Source organism: Vibrio sp. THAF64 (assembly GCF_009363455.1).
GTDB lineage: Bacteria > Pseudomonadota > Gammaproteobacteria > Enterobacterales > Vibrionaceae > Vibrio > Vibrio coralliilyticus.
Genome location: NZ_CP045355.1, coordinates 3,145,705 through 3,167,233, shown reverse-complemented (window position 1 = coordinate 3,167,233; position 21,529 = coordinate 3,145,705). Strand labels below are relative to the sequence as shown.

The 21,529-nt window shown below is 46.0% G+C and carries 16 protein-coding genes and 1 riboswitch; of the genes, 11 read left to right on the top strand and 5 right to left on the bottom strand.

Features of this window, described 5'->3' with window-relative positions:
• Positions 1-13 precede the first annotated feature (13 nt).
• Positions 14-1,357, top strand: coding sequence for a metalloprotease PmbA (gene pmbA / locus FIU99_RS14715; protein ID WP_006958310.1), 1,344 nt, complete (start codon positions 14-16; stop codon positions 1,355-1,357).
• A gap of 79 nt (positions 1,358-1,436) precedes the next feature.
• Here the strand turns inward: pmbA and lysC are convergent, their stop codons facing one another.
• The gene (lysC, locus tag FIU99_RS14710) at positions 1,437-2,789 is read right to left on the bottom strand and encodes a lysine-sensitive aspartokinase 3 (protein WP_006958308.1); all 1,353 of its coding nucleotides are present in this window, start codon (positions 2,787-2,789) and stop codon (positions 1,437-1,439) included.
• Positions 2,790-2,879: 90 nt separating this feature from the next.
• Positions 2,880-3,057: riboswitch (Lysine riboswitch) on the bottom strand.
• Positions 3,058-3,276: 219 nt separating this feature from the next.
• Between lysC and FIU99_RS14705 the strand changes: the two genes are divergently transcribed.
• Positions 3,277-4,398: an alanine--glyoxylate aminotransferase family protein gene (locus FIU99_RS14705; RefSeq protein ID WP_006958306.1), complete on the top strand. Its 1,122-nt coding sequence runs from the start codon at positions 3,277-3,279 to the stop codon at positions 4,396-4,398.
• 48 nt (positions 4,399-4,446) lie between these two features.
• On the opposite strand, the gene FIU99_RS14700 is transcribed toward FIU99_RS14705, so the two are convergent.
• The 4 genes from FIU99_RS14700 to FIU99_RS14685 form a co-directional block, all read right to left on the bottom strand.
• The gene (locus FIU99_RS14700) at positions 4,447-6,219 is read right to left on the bottom strand and encodes a PglL family O-oligosaccharyltransferase (RefSeq protein ID WP_006958304.1); all 1,773 of its coding nucleotides are present in this window, start codon (positions 6,217-6,219) and stop codon (positions 4,447-4,449) included.
• A 64-nt stretch (positions 6,220-6,283) separates the two neighbouring features.
• Positions 6,284-9,106 carry an excinuclease ABC subunit UvrA gene (gene uvrA / locus FIU99_RS14695; RefSeq protein WP_006958302.1) on the bottom strand — a complete coding sequence of 941 codons (2,823 nt, stop codon included), beginning with the start codon at positions 9,104-9,106 and terminating at the stop codon, positions 6,284-6,286.
• A gap of 139 nt (positions 9,107-9,245) precedes the next feature.
• Positions 9,246-10,118 (bottom strand): UTP--glucose-1-phosphate uridylyltransferase GalU, encoded by an 873-nt coding sequence (gene galU / locus FIU99_RS14690; protein WP_006958301.1) that lies wholly within the window; start codon positions 10,116-10,118, stop codon positions 9,246-9,248.
• A gap of 117 nt (positions 10,119-10,235) precedes the next feature.
• Positions 10,236-10,883, bottom strand: a complete 648-nt coding sequence (locus FIU99_RS14685) for a LuxR C-terminal-related transcriptional regulator (protein WP_006958300.1) — start codon at positions 10,881-10,883, stop codon at positions 10,236-10,238.
• 281 nt (positions 10,884-11,164) lie between these two features.
• Here FIU99_RS14685 and FIU99_RS14680 point away from each other — a divergent pair, with 281 nt between their 5' ends.
• The 9 genes from FIU99_RS14680 (at position 11,165) to FIU99_RS14640 (ending at position 21,525) form a co-directional block, all read left to right on the top strand.
• Positions 11,165-11,713 (top strand): single-stranded DNA-binding protein, encoded by a 549-nt coding sequence (locus FIU99_RS14680; RefSeq protein WP_006958299.1) that lies wholly within the window; start codon positions 11,165-11,167, stop codon positions 11,711-11,713.
• Between the two features lie 147 nt (positions 11,714-11,860).
• Positions 11,861-13,876, top strand: a complete 2,016-nt coding sequence (gene csrD / locus FIU99_RS14675; protein ID WP_006958298.1) for an RNase E specificity factor CsrD — start codon at positions 11,861-11,863, stop codon at positions 13,874-13,876.
• Positions 13,873-15,312 carry a hypothetical protein gene (locus FIU99_RS14670; protein WP_006958297.1) on the top strand — a complete coding sequence of 480 codons (1,440 nt, stop codon included), beginning with the start codon at positions 13,873-13,875 and terminating at the stop codon, positions 15,310-15,312. The genes csrD and FIU99_RS14670 overlap by 4 nt, the downstream gene beginning before the upstream one ends.
• Positions 15,312-15,962: a type II secretion system protein GspM gene (gene gspM / locus FIU99_RS14665; protein ID WP_006958296.1), complete on the top strand. Its 651-nt coding sequence runs from the start codon at positions 15,312-15,314 to the stop codon at positions 15,960-15,962. Before FIU99_RS14670 ends, gspM begins: the two co-directional genes overlap by 1 nt.
• Positions 15,955-16,278: a hypothetical protein gene (locus FIU99_RS14660; protein ID WP_006958295.1), complete on the top strand. Its 324-nt coding sequence runs from the start codon at positions 15,955-15,957 to the stop codon at positions 16,276-16,278. Before gspM ends, FIU99_RS14660 begins: the two co-directional genes overlap by 8 nt.
• A gap of 15 nt (positions 16,279-16,293) precedes the next feature.
• Positions 16,294-17,931: a pilus (MSHA type) biogenesis protein MshL gene (mshL, locus tag FIU99_RS14655; protein ID WP_006958294.1), complete on the top strand. Its 1,638-nt coding sequence runs from the start codon at positions 16,294-16,296 to the stop codon at positions 17,929-17,931.
• 3 nt (positions 17,932-17,934) lie between these two features.
• Positions 17,935-18,780 carry an ExeA family protein gene (locus FIU99_RS14650; RefSeq protein WP_039951295.1) on the top strand — a complete coding sequence of 282 codons (846 nt, stop codon included), beginning with the start codon at positions 17,935-17,937 and terminating at the stop codon, positions 18,778-18,780.
• Positions 18,777-19,811: a lipopolysaccharide assembly protein LapB gene (locus FIU99_RS14645; RefSeq protein WP_006958292.1), complete on the top strand. Its 1,035-nt coding sequence runs from the start codon at positions 18,777-18,779 to the stop codon at positions 19,809-19,811. The genes FIU99_RS14650 and FIU99_RS14645 overlap by 4 nt, the downstream gene beginning before the upstream one ends.
• On the top strand, positions 19,801-21,525 hold the full coding sequence (locus FIU99_RS14640) for a GspE/PulE family protein (protein ID WP_006958291.1): 1,725 nt from the start codon (positions 19,801-19,803) through the stop codon (positions 21,523-21,525). The genes FIU99_RS14645 and FIU99_RS14640 overlap by 11 nt, the downstream gene beginning before the upstream one ends.
• Positions 21,526-21,529: the final 4 nt, after the last annotated feature.

The window sequence follows — 21,529 nt, the reverse complement described above, 5'->3', positions numbered from 1 at the left end:
GCATGAAGAAGATATGGACGTAAGACAGCAAGTCGCTCAGCAGCGTGTTGAGCTTGAGGCCGCCGTTGCGAAAGCACTGGAAATGGCCGCGGAAAAATCCGATGGCGCTGAAGTCGCGATCACCAAAACCACTGGCCTGAGTGTGTCAACACGCATGTGCGAAGTGGAAAACGTTGAATTTAACAGCGATGGCGCTTTGGGGATTACTGTTTACCGTGGTCAGCGCAAAGGCAGTGCGTCTACCTCCGATCTCAGTGAAAAAGCCATTCAACAGACGGTGATGGCAGCGCTTGATATTGCCAATTACACTTCAGAAGATCCATGCGCTGGCCCAGCTCCTAAAGAGCTGATGGTAAAAGAAATTCCTGATCTTGACTTGTTTCACCCTGACACGCCAGACCCAGATCATGCTGCCGAGATTGCGATTGCTGCTGAGCAACAAGCGTTATCCTTCAGTGACAAAATCAAACAAAGCGATGGTGCGAGTTACGACAGCCACTATGGTTTGAAGGTCTATGGTAACAGCCACGGTTTGCTTGCTAGCTATGCCTCTAGCCGCCACAGTACCAGCTGTTGTGTGATTGGTCAGGGTGAAAGTGGCGTCATGGAGCGAGATTACAGTTATACAGTCGCACGCCATAAAGATGACCTTTGGACGCCTGAGTCAGTCGGCCTGAAAGCGGCAGAGAAAACCATCAGTCGCCTTGATGCGCAAAAGCTCAAGACAGGTAAGTACCCTGTGATGTTTGCAGCTGATGTGGCAACGGGTTTACTTGGACATCTAGTGATGGCAATCAGTGGCGGTAACCTGTATCGCAAGTCGTCATTCTTACTTGATCATTTAGGCCAACAGGTACTGCCAGACTGGTTTAATGTCTCTGAAAAACCTCATGTGCTACGCGGTTTAGCGTCGAGCCCATTTGATAGCGAAGGTGTTAGAACACAAGATCGTGAAATCATTACCGACGGTGTGCTCGCGACATACCTATTAACCAGCTATGCCGCGCGTAAAATGGACATGGCGCCAACTGGTCATGCTGGTGGTATTCATAACTGGTTTGTTCAGTCGACGGGGCAAGACTTTGAGCAGATGCTTAAAGAACTGGGAACGGGCTTCCTTGTCACCGAAGTGATGGGGCAGGGCGTTAATATCGTCACCGGTGATTACTCAAGAGGAGCGGCAGGCTTCTGGGTAGAGAATGGTCAAATCCAATATCCTGTTTCTGAAGTGACAATCGCCAGCAACCTGAGAGATATGTTTAATCAGATTGTCGCGGTTGGGAATGATGTTGAAACCCGATCACAAATCCAGACGGGTTCGATTCTGATTGAATCTATGAAAGTGGCGGGTGAGTAACACACTCGGTTTTACCACTGATACAAATTGAAAGGGTTGGCGTTTTAGAGCCAACCCTTTTTTGTTCTCTGTTCTATTATTACCTCTCAAACAATTCAGTGTGCAGCTTCTGAATCGCTAGCTTTGCGTCTGACTCATCAACTAAGAAACACAGGTTGTGAGGGCTTGCGCCGTAGCAGATCATTCTCAAGTTAAACTCTTCTAGTGTGCCAAATACTTGCTTTGCATAACCTTTGCTCTCACTCATATTGTTGCCGATCAGCGCGACCAGACACAGGTTATGTTCTACTTCCACTGTACATAGTTCTTCCAGTTCAAGACGTGCGGCTTCAGGTAACTGAGGTGCACCACCAGATGTGTCGGTTTGGTCAAGCGTTAGACTGACACTGATCTCTGACGTGGTGATCAAATCTACAGAGATCTTGTGCTTCGCCAGAATTTCAAACACCTTGGCCAGAAAGCCGTAAGCGTGGAACATCTGCGCGCTGCGCAACGTCACCATGGTCTGGTTACATCGTAAAGCCAGAGCACGAAAGAGAGGCGAGCTCTCGACTTGATGGCGAATCCAAGTTCCGCCTTTTTCAGGTTGTTTTGAGGAGCCGACAAACACAGGAATATCATGGCGAAGAGCAGGGATTAGCGTCGAAGGGTGAAGGATCTTGGCGCCAAAATTGGCCATTTCAGAGGCTTCACTGAAGCTGATCTCTGAGATGGGAGAGGCTTTTGGGGCAATACGTGGGTCAGTGGTATAAATGCCCGGTACATCGGTCCAAATCTCGAGTCCCTGAGCTTCAACCGCTTCTGCAATAAGTGCGGCACTGTAATCGCTGCCGCCTCGACCGAGTGTCGTGGTATTGCCATCTGCATCGGCACCGATAAAGCCTTGAGTTACCACAACCTGTTGTTGGCATAACGGGATAAGTGAAGCTTGCGCTTGTTGACGAATAGTGGTCAGTTCAGGTTCTGCTTTACCAAAATTATCATCTGTGCGTAGTACGTCACGAATATCAAAGCGTACCGCATTGATACCACGTTCCCTCATTAACTGGGCCAACAGATGTGTAGACATCAGTTCACCACAGGCGACAAGGTGATCGGTCAGTTTGGTACTTGACTGAATCGAGGCGGCTTCTGCCAAACTTGTGACGGTATCTAGAATGGAATAGACCTCGCTGGCCGCTTGAGTTGCATCTTCTAGTTGATTAAGTACCGCATCATGAATACTGGCGAGTTTGGTTAGAATCGCACTGCGCTCTGTGTGATCTTGAACTCCATTCGCGAGTTCGACTAATAAGTTTGTCACGCCTGAACAGGCACTACTGACGACCAACTTTGTGTTTGGGTTTTGCTCAATGATCGCAGCACAGCGACTCATGGCTTCAAAGTTAGCGACACTGGTTCCACCAAATTTAGCAACGTTAAAATTGCCCACGGCATTTCTCCCACAACTTCCTGAAAGTAAATAAGTAATCCTTGCTTGAAGAGAGAGTGAGCGTATAGAGAGGTTTTATTGTGTAAGGTTTACCTCAGAAGCTCTTCACCAGACTGAGCTGATGACAGTTGATGGGAGTCAACCCAAGTCAACCGACAGATCAAAACCACAACGTTGATCTACCTCGGCACTACTCCCCCTCAGTGATTTGTATCGGAGTTGTGGCTCCACAAAACACCTACCTGGGTAGTGCTCCTCTTCTGCAAAATGCATTCATATGGCGGCATAAAAATTCACCATACAGTCTGCATTGAACGTTTTTATGTGACCTTTGTCAACGGGAAAGTGTCACTTTAATCGGTTTACTAATTAACAAACTTGTGACAGTGGTTTGACCTGAGAACTTTCGGCCAATTGCTGCCTGTGTCGATTTGTTTTAATGTAAAGACAAATAAGTAGAAAGTAGACCCGTTTCAAGGAGCGAACAATGACGATTCAAAGCTTTATCCCCCCTCACCGTATTCTCATGGGCCCTGGTCCTTCGGATATTTCTCCTCAAGTTTTGCAGGCTTTGAGTCGCCCTACTGTAGGCCATCTTGATCCCTTGTTCATCAAAATGATGGATGAACTAAAACAGCTACTCAAATACGCTTTTCAAACCAAAAATGAATTCACTATTGCCGTTTCAGCGCCGGGCAGTGCAGGTATGGAAACCTGTTTTGTTAACCTGATTGAACCGGGTGAGAAGGTGATCGTCTGTCGCAATGGCGTGTTTGGCGAGCGCATGCGCGAAAATGTGGTTCGAGCGGGCGGTGTAGCGGTCGTTGTTGATGATGAATGGGGGACTCCTGTTTCGGTCGATAAAGTTGATCAAGCGCTGAAAGACCATCCTGATGCTAAAATCTTGTCATTCGTTCACGCAGAAACATCGACAGGCGCATGTAGTGATGCAGAAGCATTAGGTAAGCTTGCAAAAGCTCACGGTGTGCTAACGATTGTTGATGCAGTAACCTCTTTAGGTGGTGTACCGCTTAAAGTCGATGAATGGCAGCTGGATGCGGTGTATTCAGGCAGTCAGAAATGTTTATCTTGTGTTCCGGGTTTATCACCAGTGACGTTTTCACCTCTGGCCATTGAGAAGATTCAGGCTCGACAAACACCTGTTCAGAGCTGGTTTTTAGATCAAAGCCTAGTATTAGGCTATTGGAGCGGAGAAGGAAAACGTAGCTACCATCATACTGCGCCTGTAAACAGCCTTTATGCACTGCATGAGTCTCTATTAATCCTTAAAAATGAAGGGCTAGAGAATGCTTGGCAGCGTCATAGTGATATGCATGAAAAGCTGAAGTTGGGGCTCGAAAAGTTGGGTTTTGAATTTGTTGTTGCTGCAGAGTCACGTTTGCCTCAGCTTAATGCGGTCTACATTCCTCAAGGTGTTGATGACGCAGGGGTTCGTAACCATTTATTGGAAAACTACAATCTCGAAATTGGTGCAGGTTTGGGGGCGTTAGCGGGTAAGGCATGGCGTATCGGCATTATGGGTTATGGCGCTCGTGCAGAAAATGTTGCGCTTTGTTTGAGAGCACTAGAAGAGTCACTGAGGCAGTAACTTCCATAAAAAATGAGTTGAAAGGCGACGCATAAAGCGTCGCCTTTTTTACTTGGCTACTTTTTCATTATCTGCTTTTAGCGCATCGATATCTGGAGCTATGTATTGCACCTGTGAGAAATCTCGCTCAGGGAACAAGTATTGCGCTTCACTGCGAATTTGCTCGGCACGCTCACTATCTCCAAGGCCTTGGTAAGCCAGGATCAGGTTGTTGTAAAACGCGGGTCTTGGCTTCTCTTTAATAATTTTCAGTGACCAGTCAATGTATGGCTGGATGAATTTCGCCTCCTGACGATAAAGGCCAATATTGAGATAAGTGCTATAAATATCCCAGTCATACCTGTCTTTCCAAACTATTGGATTGCTGACTTGATTGAGTAAGTCAGGATTTTTAGGGTTCGATGTTTCAAACTGAGTGAGTACGTAGTTAGTGTGCAGCGCTGTCAGCATATAGAAACTGGTTATGATTGGCACGACTAAGCTCATCACTCGGAACAGTGTTTTAGTCACAATGCTGAATGACGCAAAACGATACGAGCGAGCGCGTTGATCAATCCAGAAAAGCAGAACCACAAAGGTTATCCAGTGAATCGCAGAGTGGTAGAACGGATATTCCAGCTGGCTATGAAGCACTATTGGCACAAATAAGGCAAACATCGCGAGGCGAGTGCCTTTTTTAGCATTGTAGATCCTTACTAAAACCATCACCGCAGCGAGCACTATAGCGACAACCGGAAGCAACCCTCCCTCTGCTCCCCAATAAAGCAACTCATTGTGAGGGTGATCCATCGAAGCAAGCCCCGGATGATAGTTGGGGTTCAACTGATGCTGACGGGCGGTATAGACAATGTATTCTGGTTCAAAGCGCCCGTAGCCGTATCCGGTAAAGGGTTTCTCAATCAACATGTCGAGTGTTTGAGGAAAGGTGTATTGTCTCGGACTCTCAAGGTTAGCCCGCTTGGCCGCTAGAGACTCTCCATCAGTTAGCAAGTTGATGCTGCTACCAATCGATAGGCCTAGCAAAATGGCTGTTAACCAGCCCCAAAAACGTTTTTTAGTTGCAAAGCGATACAGATACGACAGCAGCAATACAACGGCGAGAAATGCACCGAGCCAGCCCGTTCGAGAAGCGATGATGATCAAGAGAGGGACGGTGACTACCGGCATCAGATAAAGCAACGAAACTTCGCTGAGGTGGCGGTTGTACTTCTTTGGGTGGCGAGTGAGTAGATAGCCTGACAGAGCCAATCCTGTGGCGAGAAAGCTGGCCATGACATTTGGCTGCTGAAAAATACCGTAAGGGCGATTCTGTACTGTATCGTAGCCAAATAAGTTGTCAGGTTGTAGGACTAGATATTGAAACCAGCCAAACAGTGCCTGCATAAAAGCCGCGATGGTGATAAACCACAATAAACGCTGTTTCTGCTTATTGCTGAAGCGAAATTGTTGAAGAACAAAAAACAGCCCGTATCCGGCCCACAACCCGAGTAGCTTACCTTGGGATAGAGAAAAGTCTGAGTGAGGGAAAAATACCGGTATTGTGAGCAATACACAGCAAAGAAACAGCCCAATTGTCAGTTTGTTGTATCTGACCACACCTTGGGTACCGACCTGATACAATCCTATCGCCAAAGAGAAACTGACTGCTAGCCAAGTCGTCGTATTAAAAGAGAGCGCGAGCCCGGCACCACCCGGATTAGGCGTAAAAATGTGCATTGCGAGCAAAAATACGACTGCTAGAGAAACAAGAAACGGTTTAATGAGCGGTAGTTTAGGTGCTTGTGGCTCTAGACTTGTCCCTGCCAAATGGATGGTTGCCATTGATTATTGCGTCCTTCAAAAGAAAACAGACCATATTATGGTCTGCTTAATTTACTACTTTTCTTTATTTTAACATAGACTTGAGGAATCGCGCGGTGTGTGAACCTTTTACCTTAGCCACTTCTTCCGGTGTTCCTTCAGCAATAATTTCACCGCCACCTTGGCCACCTTCAGGGCCTAAATCGACAATCCAGTCTGAGGTTTTAATCACATCAAGGTTATGTTCGATGACCACCACTGTATTACCGTGATCACGTAGTCGATGCAGTACAGTGAGTAACTGCTGAATATCATGGAAGTGTAGGCCTGTGGTTGGCTCATCTAAAATATAAAGCGTTTTACCAGTATCACGCTTGGATAGTTCTCGGGCAAGTTTGACACGTTGCGCTTCACCACCGGATAAGGTGGTCGCCGCTTGACCAAGACGAATATAAGAAAGCCCGACGTCCATAAGTGTTTGCAGCTTACGGGCTATGACTGGCACAGGGTCGAAGAACTCACGTGCATCTTCAACCGTCATTCCAAGCACTTCATCAATGGTCTTGCCTTTGTAGTGAACTTCGAGTGTTTCACGGTTGTAGCGTTTGCCTTTACACACATCACATGGGACGTAGACATCCGGCAGGAAGTGCATTTCCACTTTAATAACCCCATCACCCTGACAGGCTTCACAGCGGCCACCACGTACGTTGAAACTGAAGCGGCCGGGTTTATAGCCTCGAGAGCGGGCTTCTTGTGTTCCAGCAAACAGCTCTCGAATTGGTGTAAAGATACCAGTGTAAGTCGCTGGGTTAGACCGTGGTGTACGCCCAATTGGGCTCTGGTCAATATCGATGACTTTATCAAAGTGTTCCAACCCTTTAATTTTCTGGTAAGGAGATGGAGTCGCTGTCGTCGCACCGTTTAGCTGAGTGTGTGCAATCTTGAAAAAAGTATCATTGATCAGAGTGGATTTACCTGAGCCTGAAACCCCTGTCACACAGGTGAACAAACCGACAGGTATAGTTAAGCTGACATCTTTAAGGTTGTTGCCAGTTGCCCCAATCAGCTGTACCACTTTTTTCTTGTCGATAGGTGTGCGTTTCTCAGGTATCGCAATTTGTTTAACGCCACTGAGGTACTGGCCTGTTAGGGATTCAGGGGTAGCGACAATGTCTTCCATTGTTCCTTCTGCGACCACACTTCCGCCGTGAACACCAGCTCCCGGACCAATATCGATCACATGATCGGCGATGCGAATCGCATCTTCGTCATGTTCAACGACCAAAACAGTATTGCCCAAGTCACGCAGGTGAGTCAGTGTTTTTAGCAGCCTCTCGTTGTCTCGCTGGTGAAGTCCGATAGATGGCTCATCGAGTACGTACATTACACCGACAAGACCTGCGCCAATCTGGCTTGCCAGTCGAATACGTTGCGCTTCACCACCAGATAGCGTTTCAGCGCTACGGGAAAGGTTGAGGTAATTGAGACCGACGTTGACTAAGAACTGGAGACGATCGTTGATTTCTTTCATTACCTTTTCAGCGATTTGCGCTCTCTGGCCTTCTAGCTCCAATGACGCAAAGAAACTCAACGCATCTGCGATACTGAGCTCAACAATTTCAGGTAAGGTTGTGTCGCCTATGAATACATTACGAGCTTCTAAACGTAAGCGACTGCCTTCGCAGCTAGAGCAAGTTCGAGTTGAAATGTACTTAGCTAGGTCTTCACGTACAGCATTAGATTCGGTATCACGATAGCGTCGCTCAAGGGTGTTGAGTATGCCTTCAAATGGATGACGTTTGACGCGGATATCGCCGCGATCGTTGATGTACTTAAATTCGATCTCTGTGCGTCCGGAGCCTGTGAGTACCACATCTCGCATTTTCTTCGATAAGGACTTAAAAGGCGCTTTTAGATCAAAGTCATAGTGTTCTGCCAAAGATGACAGCATTTGGAAGTAATAGTAGTTTTTCTGATCCCAACCTCGGATCGCACCTTCGGCGAGACTTAAAGAGTCATCGAGAATGACTCTGTCGGGATCAAAATATTGCTGGACGCCAAGGCCGTCACAGGTGTGGCAGGCGCCTGCTGGATTATTGAAGGAAAAGAGTCGAGGCTCTAGCTCTTGCATGCTGTAACCACAATGTGGACAGGCAAAGTTAGCGGAGAAGACGACTTCTGAGCCATCTCCATCCATCGGAGCCACGACCGCGATGCCACCGGACAATTCGAGAGTCGTCTCAAAGGATTCCGCCAGCCTCTGTTGTAAATCATCGCGCACCTTAAAGCGATCGACTACGACTTCAATGGTGTGTTTTTTATGCAATTCTAAGGTTGGTGGATCGGATAGATCGCAAGTTTCACCATCGATACGAGCGCGAATAAAGCCTTGTGCAGCAAGGTTCTCCAATGTTTTAACGTGCTCGCCTTTACGCTCTTTAACAATTGGCGCAAGGAGAATCATTTTGGATCCTTCCGGAAGCTCCAAAACTTTGTCGACCATTTGTGAGATGGTTTGAGCTGTCAATGGCACATGATGTTCAGGACAACGAGGCTCGCCAACACGTGCGTACAATAGACGTAGGTAGTCATACACTTCAGTAATGGTACCAACGGTTGAGCGAGGGTTGTGCGACGTTGATTTTTGTTCAATGGAAATGGCTGGTGATAAGCCCTCAATATGATCGACATCGGGCTTTTCCATCAAAGACAAAAACTGGCGAGCGTAGGCCGATAAGGATTCAACATAGCGACGTTGACCTTCCGCATACAGGGTGTCGAAGGCAAGTGATGATTTACCTGAACCTGATAAACCTGTAATCACGATGAGTTTATCTCGTGGAATGGTTAGGTTCACATTTTTTAAGTTATGGGTGCGTGCGCCGCGAACTTCGATCTGATCCATTGCTCTCGCTCAATGTAAAAACAAGTGGGCTAAGTATTACATAGAGTGATAAATGTTCAAAGAAAATACTGGATAAAAAAACAGTAACAGAAAGGCCGCTCAATTGAGCGGCCTTTGAAGCATGTTTAGCGTAAAGCGATTAAGCTTCTTTTGTCGTCTTTTGTTTATCCAGTTCTGACTTTTTGCTATCCGTTAGGTAAAGGTTCTCAAAGCAGTAGTTGGTTGCTTCGATGTATCCTTCAACGCTACCACAATCAAAGCGTTTCCCTTTGAATTTGTATGCCAGTACGCACCCGGCCTTGGCCTGTTTCAGAAGTGCATCGGTGATCTGGATTTCACCACCTTTACCCGGCTCAGTATTTTCGATCAGCTCGAAAATATCTGGAGTTAAGATGTAGCGGCCAATGATAGCTAGATTGCTTGGCGCAGTGCCAGGTTCTGGCTTTTCAACCATGTCATCGACGCGATAAATGTCGTCTTTGATCATCTCACCAGAAATCACACCGTATTTATGCGTCTCGTCAGCAGGTACTTCTTGTACTGCCACTATAGAGCAGCGGAACTGCTTAAACAAAGCGACCATTTGAGCCAGTACACCTTCTTGTTCGTTGACGCAAAGATCGTCTGCGAGTACCACAGCGAACGGCTCATCACCGACTAGCTCGCGCCCAGTCAAAATTGCATGGCCTAACCCTTTCATTTCACGTTGACGAATGTAAGTGAAGTTAGCGCTTTCGATAATGTCACGAATATCGACCAGCAGTTGTTCTTTATTTGTTCCGCTGATTTGATGCTCCAATTCGTAGTTTTTGTCGAAATGGTCCATGATCGAGTGCTTACCACGGCCAGTGACAATACACATGCCATCCATGCCCGCCTGAATGGCTTCTTCAACACCGTACTCGATAAGCGGTTTGTTGACGACTGGCATCATTTCTTTAGGCATAGATTTAGTTGCAGGAAGAAAGCGAGTTCCGTAGCCAGCAGCCGGGAAAAGGCACTTTTTGATCATGTTTAAACCCTATATCTTTAATTAATCTATTATAGCTGGCGCAACCTTATCACTTTTTGCGTGAATGGATAATGAATGTTAAAGACAAAATGTGAGTTTTTGCGCATCGGATTAGATTTAAGACAGCATATGTTGATTAGCCCAAGCAATGGCTTGGACACGATTTTTAACGGAAAGCTTTTTGAAAATCTGATAAAGGTGGGACTTAACAGTAAACTCACTAATAAACAGATCCTCTGCGATTTGCATATTGGACGCCCCAGTTTTTAAACAGCGTAGAATCTGAATTTCACGTGAGGTTAAATCCACAGTTGCAGGGGCTGTCTGGCTAAGCACAACATGACGATAGTAATGCAGTAGCTGAGCTGCGACTTTACGGGGCAACCAGTTTTGACTGTTGATTATCTCACCACACCCTTTAGCGATGGCTTCAACGGAGTCATCTTGATAAAACAATCCTTTCAAGTTGCCAAAGCACAGTAGCTCTTCTGTAGTAAGTCTTTTTTCTACATTAAAGATTATGGTTTCAAACATTTTATTCGATAGAGGCAAATCTCGAATCTGATTATTGAGCTTTCTGTAGTTTTGGTAATCTATCATTAGAATTTTATGTTTGTGTTGCTGCATGGCAAGCATCAACTCGTTTGGTTCAATGTGCGGAATATCAACACCGAGCTGCTTCTCTATTTGATGAATGAAACGGTTGTTTTGAGAGCTGTCTTCACAGAGAAAGTAGATAGTTCTGGTATAGATGTTTTTAGTCATAAGGTTCTTCATTCGGTTTAATTAGGTGTGTTGGCAGAGTGAATGAGAATTCCGACTGGTGCGAGTTTGGTTTACAGGATTGCGTTTAATTTCATGTTAGCTAGTAACTAATAAATCTATCACTCAATCAATAGATTGAATTTACTCGAAAATAATTTTGCTTTGAGTAGGGTGAATGAGTTTGTGAACTCATTGTGTGGATTGCAATTTGTTCACAGACTAAAGCGTGTTATCCTTATGCGCTATTTTTAGATCAATACAGAATTTGGACGGAGCGAATCATGGCGAGCCGTGGAGTCAACAAAGTTATTTTAGTCGGTAATCTGGGATCAGATCCGGAAGTACGTTATATGCCAAGCGGTGGCGCTGTAGCAAACATCACGATTGCGACGTCTGAAAGCTGGCGTGATAAAGCAACAGGTGAGCAACGCGAAAAAACAGAGTGGCACCGTGTATCTCTGTTTGGCAAGCTGGCTGAAGTTGCAGGTGAGTACTTACGCAAAGGTTCTCAGGTTTATATTGAAGGTCAACTGCAGACACGTAAATGGCAAGACCAGAATGGTCAGGATCGCTATAGCACTGAAGTTGTGGTTCAAGGGTTCAATGGTGTTATGCAGATGCTAGGTGGTCGTGCTCAAGGTGGCGCACCGGGTCAATCAATGGGCCAGCCTCAGCAGCAAGGTGGTTGGGGTCAACCTCAGCAACCAGCAATGCAACAAAGCCAACCTGCTCAGGCTCAGCAACCATACTCTCAGCCTCAACAGCAGAACCAAAATCAGCCTCAGTATAATGAGCCACCAATGGATTTTGATGACGATATCCCATTCTAACTCATTGAATCCTGAAAAAAGCCGCGAATTTCGCGGCTTTTTTATATAGTTAAAAAACAGACTAATCAGTTAGTAGTATCTCGGCCTAGGTACTCTGACTGAGCATGGATGTTGCACAATCTAATTCAAGAAAGGAATTCTTCTTATATGAGGTATACACCCACCTTAAAACTGAGCACTCGCCTAGTTGCGTTTGTCACCGTTATAGTGACCAGTGCGATGTTCATCCTATTTTTAGGTGGGACACTATCTTTCAAGCGCTTAGGGCAAGAGTATCTAGATCATTCTCTACAGGGAATTGTTGAGGTGTTGGATAAAGAGATGGAAGACCCTGATGCCGCATATTCCCTTCAACGTTGGATGCCTAAGATGCTTCAGGCTTCCAATATTGTTGAAATGAAACTGCTGTCTGACAATGGGGTGATCTATCGCTATAAGGACACTTCATCGAAAGTCGACAAAGCGCTTCTTTACGACGTGGAATATCAACTCGAGCGCAATGTCGGTTACCGACTTCAGTTTAAAGCGGTGCCTCCCTATATTGGCTATGGATACTCCCTTGAGGCTTTATGGTCGATCACTTTGGCGGTGGCGTTGATCATCTTTTGCTTGATGCGGGGCGTAAAATGGCTGAGAGAGCAGTTGGCAGGGTCTGAGCTCCTTGAAGAGCGAGGGCGAATGATCTTGGCTGGAAGAGTCGAGGAATACGCCAAAGGCGATGTCAAAGAATGGCCATATACAGCCAGCGAAGCATTGGACTGCCTGATAGAGGAGTTACAGGACGCTCGCCAAGAGCGAAGTCGCTTTGATACCTTCATTCGCACGCAAACCTTTCTCGATCAACTGACTGGTACCGCAAATCGTGTATTGTTTGACAGTAAGCTTGAAGCCGCATTGTCAGAGCACGGTTCGCATGGTGGAGTATTGCTGCTGAGAATAGATGACTGGGACCAATTGCAAGAAGAGTCGGGTAAGTCTGTTGCTGATGATTTCGTGGTCGATATTGGTGAAAACCTAAATAATATTATTCAGCGCTATCCTGACGTTATCCTTTCACGTTATTACGAATCAGACTTTGCCATATTTGCTCCTCACTTAAGCAGTAAAGATATTTCACAAATAGCAGTGAATAGCTTAAAGCAACTGACAAAATTGTCCCCACCTAGTCCACTAGATAAGGAAAACTGGGTGCATATTGGTATTAGTATGTATCGCGAAGGTGAAAGTCAGGGGCGTATTTTAGATGAGGTAGAAACAGCGCTCAAAAGCGCACAGTTACAACGAGTCAATACTTGGAATAAATTTAACAAGCTTGTCACGCATGAGGATGAGCGGGGCAGCGTACGTTGGCGTACTCTATTCGATTTAGTGCTAAAGCCTGAAAAGCTCTATATATACCATCAGCCTTGTTATTTATTAGATTCACACCGAGACCGAATATTTGAACATTCTGAGCTGTTTGTCCGTATTAACGATCCCGATAAAGGTTTAATAAAAGCATCAAGATTTAACTCAGCAATAGAGTCTGTTGGCTATGAGTCGATTCTCGACCGTGCTGTTTTTTCGACGGTCGTCAAATTTTTGAAAGTCTCAAAGAAAAGAATATGTTACTCTGTAAATCTTCACGTTGTGCCGTTTTCTGAGCGAGATTATCTGAAATGGTTTCGTTATGAACTACTACAATTGACAGCAGAGCAGCGAAAGTTATTAATTTTTGAATTCGCAGAAGCAAGGTTAGTAAAACACTTGGATTATATGCGCCCGGTAATAAAGATGATTTCCGGATTAGGCTGTAGAGTTTCGGTAGGTCAAGCTGGACGATCAATTGTCAGTACACATTATTTAAAAGATCTACCGGTCGACTTTTTAAAATTGCATAGGAGCTTGGTAAAGCAAATAGATCAGCGAGATGAGAATCAGTTATTCGTGCGTAGCCTGTTAGGTGCTTGTGAAGGACTTAAAACTCAAGTTATTGCCGTTGGTGTCGACAATAAACAAGAGTATAAAACGATGCTGGCTTTAGGAGTACAAGGCGTTCAAGGACGTTATTTTCAGTCCGAGCAACAGTTATTACCTGAAGTTGAAACTGAGAAAAAAGTCATGGCGACCACTAAAGTTCAGATCGGTCGCCGTAATCGATGGCGAAAAGTTAGTAGTAAATGAACATTCAGTCTTTGATCGGAAAGCTTAAGCACAACAAAAAGGTCGGCCATAAACTGACCGTCGTTGTTCAACCCGGTGAATTGTATTTTTCAGCGTTGGTTGACCATGCGCTGCCGTCTAAGGTGGTGGTGGAGGGGGGCGCTTGGCAAGAGACGCTACTCAAAACGCTGATACAGGCTAAATTACCTGAGATTCATCTCGATATCGTTCTCAATTCTAAGTTTTACCAAACCTATCAAATCGATAAGCCTAACATTCCAGAGGCAGAACTAGCGGGTGCCTTGCCGTTTTTACTTAAAGACCTAATCAGCGAAAAAGTGACGGACATTGTTGCGGATGCGGCCGAGCTTCCCGTTGGTAATAAACTTCAGGTTTATGTTGTGCCTAAGAGTCTGATCTTCGGACTACAGCAACAGCTGTCTGCTCATCATATCCAGCTTGATCGTGTTTTAGTCGAAGATGAAGTTTGGGGTGTGTCGGCTGGTGAAGTTTCGCATTTTTTATTACTGCAGCGCAGCAAACAAAGCAGTTTCCGAGTTAGCGCCTTTGTTGACCATCACTGTGCGTTTCAAAGAACCATTCGAGGGGTTGCATCTCCGCTAACAGGTGTTGCCACCAGCGTCCTGCAACTTGATGGTATTGCATTAGAGCTACAACGTTCGATTGACTATCTATCGTCGCAGCTACGCGGTGCTTCTCTGCATCAGATGAAAGTTTGTTGTGATGAAGAAGATCAACCTGAGCTGGTGGGGGCGTTAAGTGAGCGTTTAAGCGTTAAAGTCGCTGCGCTAAGTGAGGATGACAGAGAGTCAGGCGATATTCTGATTGAATTTTCAGAGCAATTGAGCGAGCAAGCGGTCAATCTCTATCCAGATTCACTTAAGCCGAAGAAGGAAAACTTTACTCTTACTAATGTTGTGTTTGCATGGGGAGCGGTAGCGGCCATTTTGCTTACCTCATTCGCTTACCTCCATTTTCAGCAAAGCACGCTAAATCAAGAGCTAGAAGATTTCCAAATCCAGCAGAGAGAGTTTGAGCAGCAGTTGGCAAGCTTGAATGAACGTTTGGCCAAGCATAAGCCATCTGCTGCTAAAGTTGCCGCAGTGGCGAGATTAAAACTGGATATTCAGGCTAAACGGGCTTCGTTAAAAGCTGTCGATGAATTTGATGACTCTCAACAGATAGGTTACTCAGGTGTAATGCGCGCACTGGCGGAATTGGGTCGGGAAGACATCTCGCTAAACCATATTTTTATTGATGCAAATACCATGGATTTGCAGGGGTTGGCACGAGAAGCAAAAGCTATCCCAAACTGGGTGAATCAATTCCAGTCGGAAGTCAATTTAGTGGGGCGGACATTTGAAAAGCTGCGCATTGGTCGTAACGATGACGACATTGTGACGTTTGAACTTATCACTAAGCAGGAGTCGAAATAATGCAACAGCTATGGCTTCAACTAAACGATAAGTTTCAAACTCTGAGCTTGCGAGAGAAATGGCTGCTTACGCTTTGTGGCTTGGTGGTCCTCAGCGTTATGCTTCTAATTTGGTTGATTGAACCGACGGTGAAAGCAAATCATGCGCTGTCTGGGCAACTGAGTTCGACTAAGCAGACGGTTCAACGCTTAGAAGGCGATATTTTACTTGCCACAGCAAAGCTAAATAAAGACCCCAACCAAAATATTGACCTCGAATTTAAGAAGTTATTGACTGAAAGTCAGCAACTGTCAGAGCAGTTAGCACAGATTATTGAAAACCTGATTTCCCCTAGCCAAATGGCGCGGTTACTGGAAGATGTACTAGCAGGCACTAAAGGCCTTAAGCTAGTTTCATTAGAGTCTATGACAGCGGAACCCATTACAGGGGGAGCAGACAACCAGACACGAACAGGCTATTACTTGCATCCGGTAAGGCTAGAGTTAACTGGGAGCTATTTCTCTATTCTGACTTATCTCAACACACTAGAGTCTCTGCCTGTCAATTATTACTGGAGAAGTTTCAGTTATACCGTCGAAGTATACCCTACCGCACGACTGGTGCTGGAAGTGTACACGTTAGGCACGAGACAGGAGTTCATCGGTGGTTAGATTATTACTTGTGACTGTTGCGTTTTTTTCATCGGTGGTCAGTGCATCTCAGGACCCAACAGCTCCGCTTGGTTGGCAGAAGCCTCGGGAGGCCAAGCCAGCAACCAAGATTGTTCAGCAGCCAGTGCCTATGCTGCAAAGTATTGTTTGCCGAGATGCTGGGCATTGTCGCGCGGTGTTAAACAATCAGGTAGCTTTGGTCGGAGAAACGGTGAATGGATATAAAGTGACAAGCATTGAACCGGAGCTGGTCAGGCTCTCTCGAGCAGGCAAGCAGTGGGAATTAGAGCTTTTTACTCTGGATATAAAACAATAAGGTTATTGGAATCGTATGCGTAAACTCGTTGTAGCAATGACTGTTGCATCATTAGTGGGTTGTTCAATGGGCCATCGGGAGCCTGTTGAAGTTAAAGATGCGCTGAATGAAGCGATAAATCAGTCAGGCAGTCGCAGTCTGGATGAGCTTCCGCCTTCTGTAGAGGCTGATTTAATGCCAGAGCTGGATAGTGGGCTAGCAGCTCTCGAAACAGTAAAGCGTTTTCGAATTCAAGCGAATGATGTCGAAGCCAAAGCCTTTTTTGCCAGTTTGGTGAGAGGAACTGAATTTAGTGTTGCACTGCATCCAGAGGTATCCGGCAATATTACCGTTAATTTAACGGACGTGACTCTAGATGAAGTCTTGTCCGTAGTACGCGATCTATACGGCTACCAAATTGAAAAAACTGGTAAAGTGATTCAGGTTTATCCTGCTGGGCTAAGGACAGTAACCATTCCGGTCGATTACTTACAGTTCAAGCGTAGTGGTCGCTCATTAACCTCGATTACTACTGGGACCATCACCAACAGTAGCTCATCGAGTTCGTCATCTTCTAGCTCAGATTCAGATACCTCCGGTACAGGCAGTTCGAACACCAGTTCAGCTAAGGGCGGCACTGAAATTGAAACGACCAGTGAAAGTGACTTTTGGCCACAGCTGGAACAAGCCGTGAGTCAGTTAATTGGTTCAGGTCAAGGGCAGAGTGTTGTTATTACACCACAGGCTGGTGTGATTACTGTTCGCGCATTCCCCGATGAAATTCGCGAAGTGCGAAGCTTTATTGGTGTCTCTCAGCAACGACTGCATCGCCAAGTGATTTTGGAAGCTAAGATTCTCGAAGTCACTTTGAGTGACGGCTATCAGCAAGGTATCGATTGGTCAAAAGCCTTCACGTCGAACGGGACAAATTACACCATAGGTCAGGGAACTCCGACGACAACCGGTACGCCGGCAACATTGCCAGGTTTGGATACGATTGGCACCCTACTGGGCGGACAGACAAACTTAGTGATTTCCAGTGGCAGTTTTGATGCAGTGATCAGTTTTATGGCCACTCAGGGTGATTTGAACGTACTTTCTAGTCCTCGTGTCACGGCGTCAAACAATCAGAAAGCCGTAATCAAAGTTGGGACTGACAGCTACTTTGTGACAGACTTCTCGACTAATGTTGACACAAGCAGCACGACATCTACCACGAGTACCGATATTGAGTTGACGCCATTCTTCTCGGGCATATCCCTTGATGTCACCCCGCAAATTGATAATGACGGCAGTGTTCTATTACATGTCCACCCAGCGGTGATTGACGTAACGGAAGAAAATAAAGAGATCACTAATGGCACGTCTACAGTCTCTTTGCCACTAGCGACCAGCTCCATTCGTGAATCGGACTCTGTTATTCGTGCACAAGATGGCGATGTGGTGGTTATTGGTGGCTTAATGAAATCCAACACATTGGATAGAACATCCAAAGTCCCGTTTTTAGGTGATGTCCCCGCTCTGGGGCATCTGTTCCGCAACACTACGCAATATACTGAAAAAACAGAATTAGTCATTCTATTGAAGCCGACAGTTGTGGGTGTAAATACTTGGCAGAAAGAGATTGAACGTTCACGAGATTTACTTCAAGAATGGTTTCCTGATGAGCAGTAGCACATGTATTTGGAGCATTTTGGTTTAACTCAATTTCCTTTTCATCTGACCCCAAATACGGAGCTTTTTTTGGGGTTGGAGCCTCACTATGAGGCCATTCAAACCGTTCAGTCGGCAATTGAAATGGGGGAAGGGCTGATAAAGGTGACGGGTGAAGTCGGCACAGGAAAGACCATGGTATGTCGCATTCTAGTCAATCAACTTGAGCAAGATGTGCAGCTGGTTTATCTGCCAAATCCTGCCCTTAATGGTGATGAGTTAAGACGAGCCATCGCGACTGAGTTGGCCGTTGATTCAGTAGACTCGACCAACTTAGTTGAAGAGATTCAAGCTAAACTTATTGAATTAGCTCGGGGTGGATTGCCTGTTGTGCTGTTTGTCGATGAAGCTCAGGCGCTGAGTGATGAAGCTCTAGAAGTACTGCGTTTGTTTGGCAACCTAGAAACCGAATACAACAAGCTAATACAGATCGTTTTGTTTGGCCAACCGGAACTGGATGAGAGATTAGAGCAACATCATCTTCGCCAGTTCCGTCAACGGATAACTTTCAGTGCACGACTAAGAACGCTAACAATTGCTGAGGTGGTCGCCTACATTGACAACCGATTAGAGAAGTCGGGTGGGGAGGATGGAATCTTTACTGTCAGCCAGAAAAAAGCGATTTGGAAAGCCAGCCACGGGATTCCAAGACTGGTGAATCAAATCTGTCACAAGTGCCTAGTATTAGCGTGTAGCCAACGTAGCTTGAGCGTCAATAATGAACAGCTGTTTAGCGCCATTCACGATACGTATGACAGCTGTAAACCGAAATTTAAAAGCCCGTTAATTTGGGGCTGGAGTTTATCATGAGTGCGATTAACAATGCGCTGTCTGAGCTGGCTAGTAACCATTCGCATAAGCCAGAGCAGGTTGTCAAAGCGCAAGTCAAACCTGTTAAACAGCTCAAAGTGTTGCCCTGGGTGATCGGCAGCTTTGGGTTAAGTCTTGCTGTTGGTGGGTGGGCTCTTTCTACGCAGTCCCCAGAATTGCCGCAACAACCAGTCTCTGTCACTGTCGCTGAGCCCACAATCCAAATAGCCTCTCCGACGTCTAAACCTTCTGAGAGCAGTGGCGTTATTTATAACCCTCAATCTCGTACCGTGAATAAGCCTACCAAACCTGCGCCTGTCATCGAGGAAGAAGCTCAGGCTCATCTACCTCAGCCTTTGCCAATAGCCGTTGCCAGTGTTTCACAGAAACCCACTCAAGTTGCACAAGGTGAAGTTGTTATTCAGCAAATTGAACTGTCACCAGCTCAACTGGCAGAAAAAGCGGAAACAAGAGCCAAGAAAGCGCTTGATGACAACAACCTGAAAGAAGCACTTGGCCATTATCAGGAAGCGCTTCGCTACGCGCCCAATAGCGTTAAGATTCGCCAGAAACTATCGGCGTTATATTACGGTAAAGGTGAAGCAAGAAAGGCGGTGGATATTCTGCGTAAAGGTATTCAACTCGACAAAGATAATACTGCGCTACGAATGTCTCTAGCGAAATTGCTGATGAAAGAAAAGCAAAATGAAGCGGCACTAACGGCTTTAGTTCATCTTCCACAGCAAGTACCAGTTGAGTATTTGTCGTTGAGAGCCGCGTTAGCACAGAAATCCAAGCAAGACGAAATTGCGCTCAGTAGTTACCAGAATTTAGTTTCGATGGAGCCAGACAGTGGCCGTTGGTGGCTTGGATTAGGTATCCAGCAAGAGCGTGCTTTAAATTTACCTGAAGCCGAAAAAGCCTATCAGCAGGCACTCACAAAATTGGGTTTATCCAGCCAATCGCAACAATTTATTCGCGATCGTCTATCGCTAATTAGTCGATTAGAGGAGCAACCAGATGCAAATTAAACTGAGAAAGCGTCTCGGTGACTTGCTCGTCGAAGAAGGCATTATTACCGACTCTCAGGTCGAAGAGGCACTAGCCGCGCAAAAAAGCACGGGTCGAAAACTGGGTGCAACTCTGATTGAGTTAGGTTTTTTAACCGAACACCAGATGCTGACCTTCCTATCTCAGCAGCTTGATGTTCCATTGATTGATCTTAGCCGAGCGAACGTTGACGTTGACGCTGTGCAGCTCTTGCCTGAAGTTCATGCTCGTCGTCTGAGAACCTTAGTGATCGGTCGTCAAGGTGACACATTGAGGGTGGCAATGAGCGACCCTGCAGACTTGTTTGCTCAGGAAGCACTGCTTGGACAATTGCCTCAATACGGTATTGAATTTGTCATTGCGCCTGAGAAACAGCTGGTTGATGGCTTTGATCGCTATTATCGACGTACCAAGGAAATCGCCTCATTTGCAGAGCAGTTGCAGGCAGAGCATCAGGTTACTGAAGCATTTGATTTTAATATTGAAGATGAAGACAGCGATGAAGTTACCGTTGTTAAGCTAATTAACTCATTGTTTGAAGATGCTATTCAAGTTGGTGCTTCAGATATCCATATTGAGCCTGATGCCAATGTATTGCGCTTACGTCAACGTATCGATGGTGTCCTGCATGAAACCCTATTAAATGAAGTCAATGTCGCTCCTGCCTTGGTGCTGCGCTTAAAGTTAATGGCGAATCTGGATATTTCGGAAAAACGTTTGCCACAGGACGGTCGTTTTAACATTCGCGCTAAGGGTCAATCAGTCGACATTCGTATGTCGACGATGCCAGTCCAGCATGGCGAATCCGTCGTTATGCGTCTATTGAATCAGTCAACGGGTGTACGAAAATTGGAACATTCCGGGATTCCTGAGCACCTATTGCTTCGCCTTAGGCGTCAACTTCGCCGCCCTCACGGCATGATACTAGTCACCGGTCCTACAGGTTCGGGGAAAACCACCACGCTTTATGGCGCATTGAGTGAACTTAATGAACCCGGTAAGAAAATCATCACTGCAGAAGATCCGGTGGAATACCGTTTACCCCGTGTTAACCAAGTCCAAGTGAATTCGAAAATTGACCTCGATTTCTCAACCATTCTCAGAACCTTTTTGCGTCAAGACCCAGATATTATTCTGGTTGGTGAGATGCGTGACCAAGAAACGGTAGAAATTGGTCTGCGTGCTGCACTCACGGGTCACTTAGTTTTGAGCACATTGCACACTAATGATGCGGTGGATAGCGCTCTGAGGATGATGGATATGGGCGCACCAGGTTACCTAGTGGCTAGTGCAGTACGAGCTGTTGTTGCTCAGCGTTTGGTACGTAAAGTATGTCCAGATTGTAAGACCAAAGATGAGGTGGACGATTCACGCAGGCAGTGGTTGGCTCAACGTTTTCCTAACCAGGGACAGGCGGATTTTGTCAAAGGTCGTGGATGTCAGAACTGCAACCTAACGGGATATCAAGGGCGGATAGGCGTGTTTGAAATGCTCGAATTGGAGCAGGACATGATGGATAAGCTGCGCGCCAACGATGCGGTAGGCTTTTCAATGGTCGCCCGTCAGTCTGAGAGCTATAAGCCTTTGCTTGCTTCTGCCATGGAATTGGCTTTACAAGGTGTGGTGAGTTTAGATGAAGTCATGAACCTTGGTGAAGGCGATGCGTCCGGCTCGGTTGAAGCCATCTACTTATAGGATG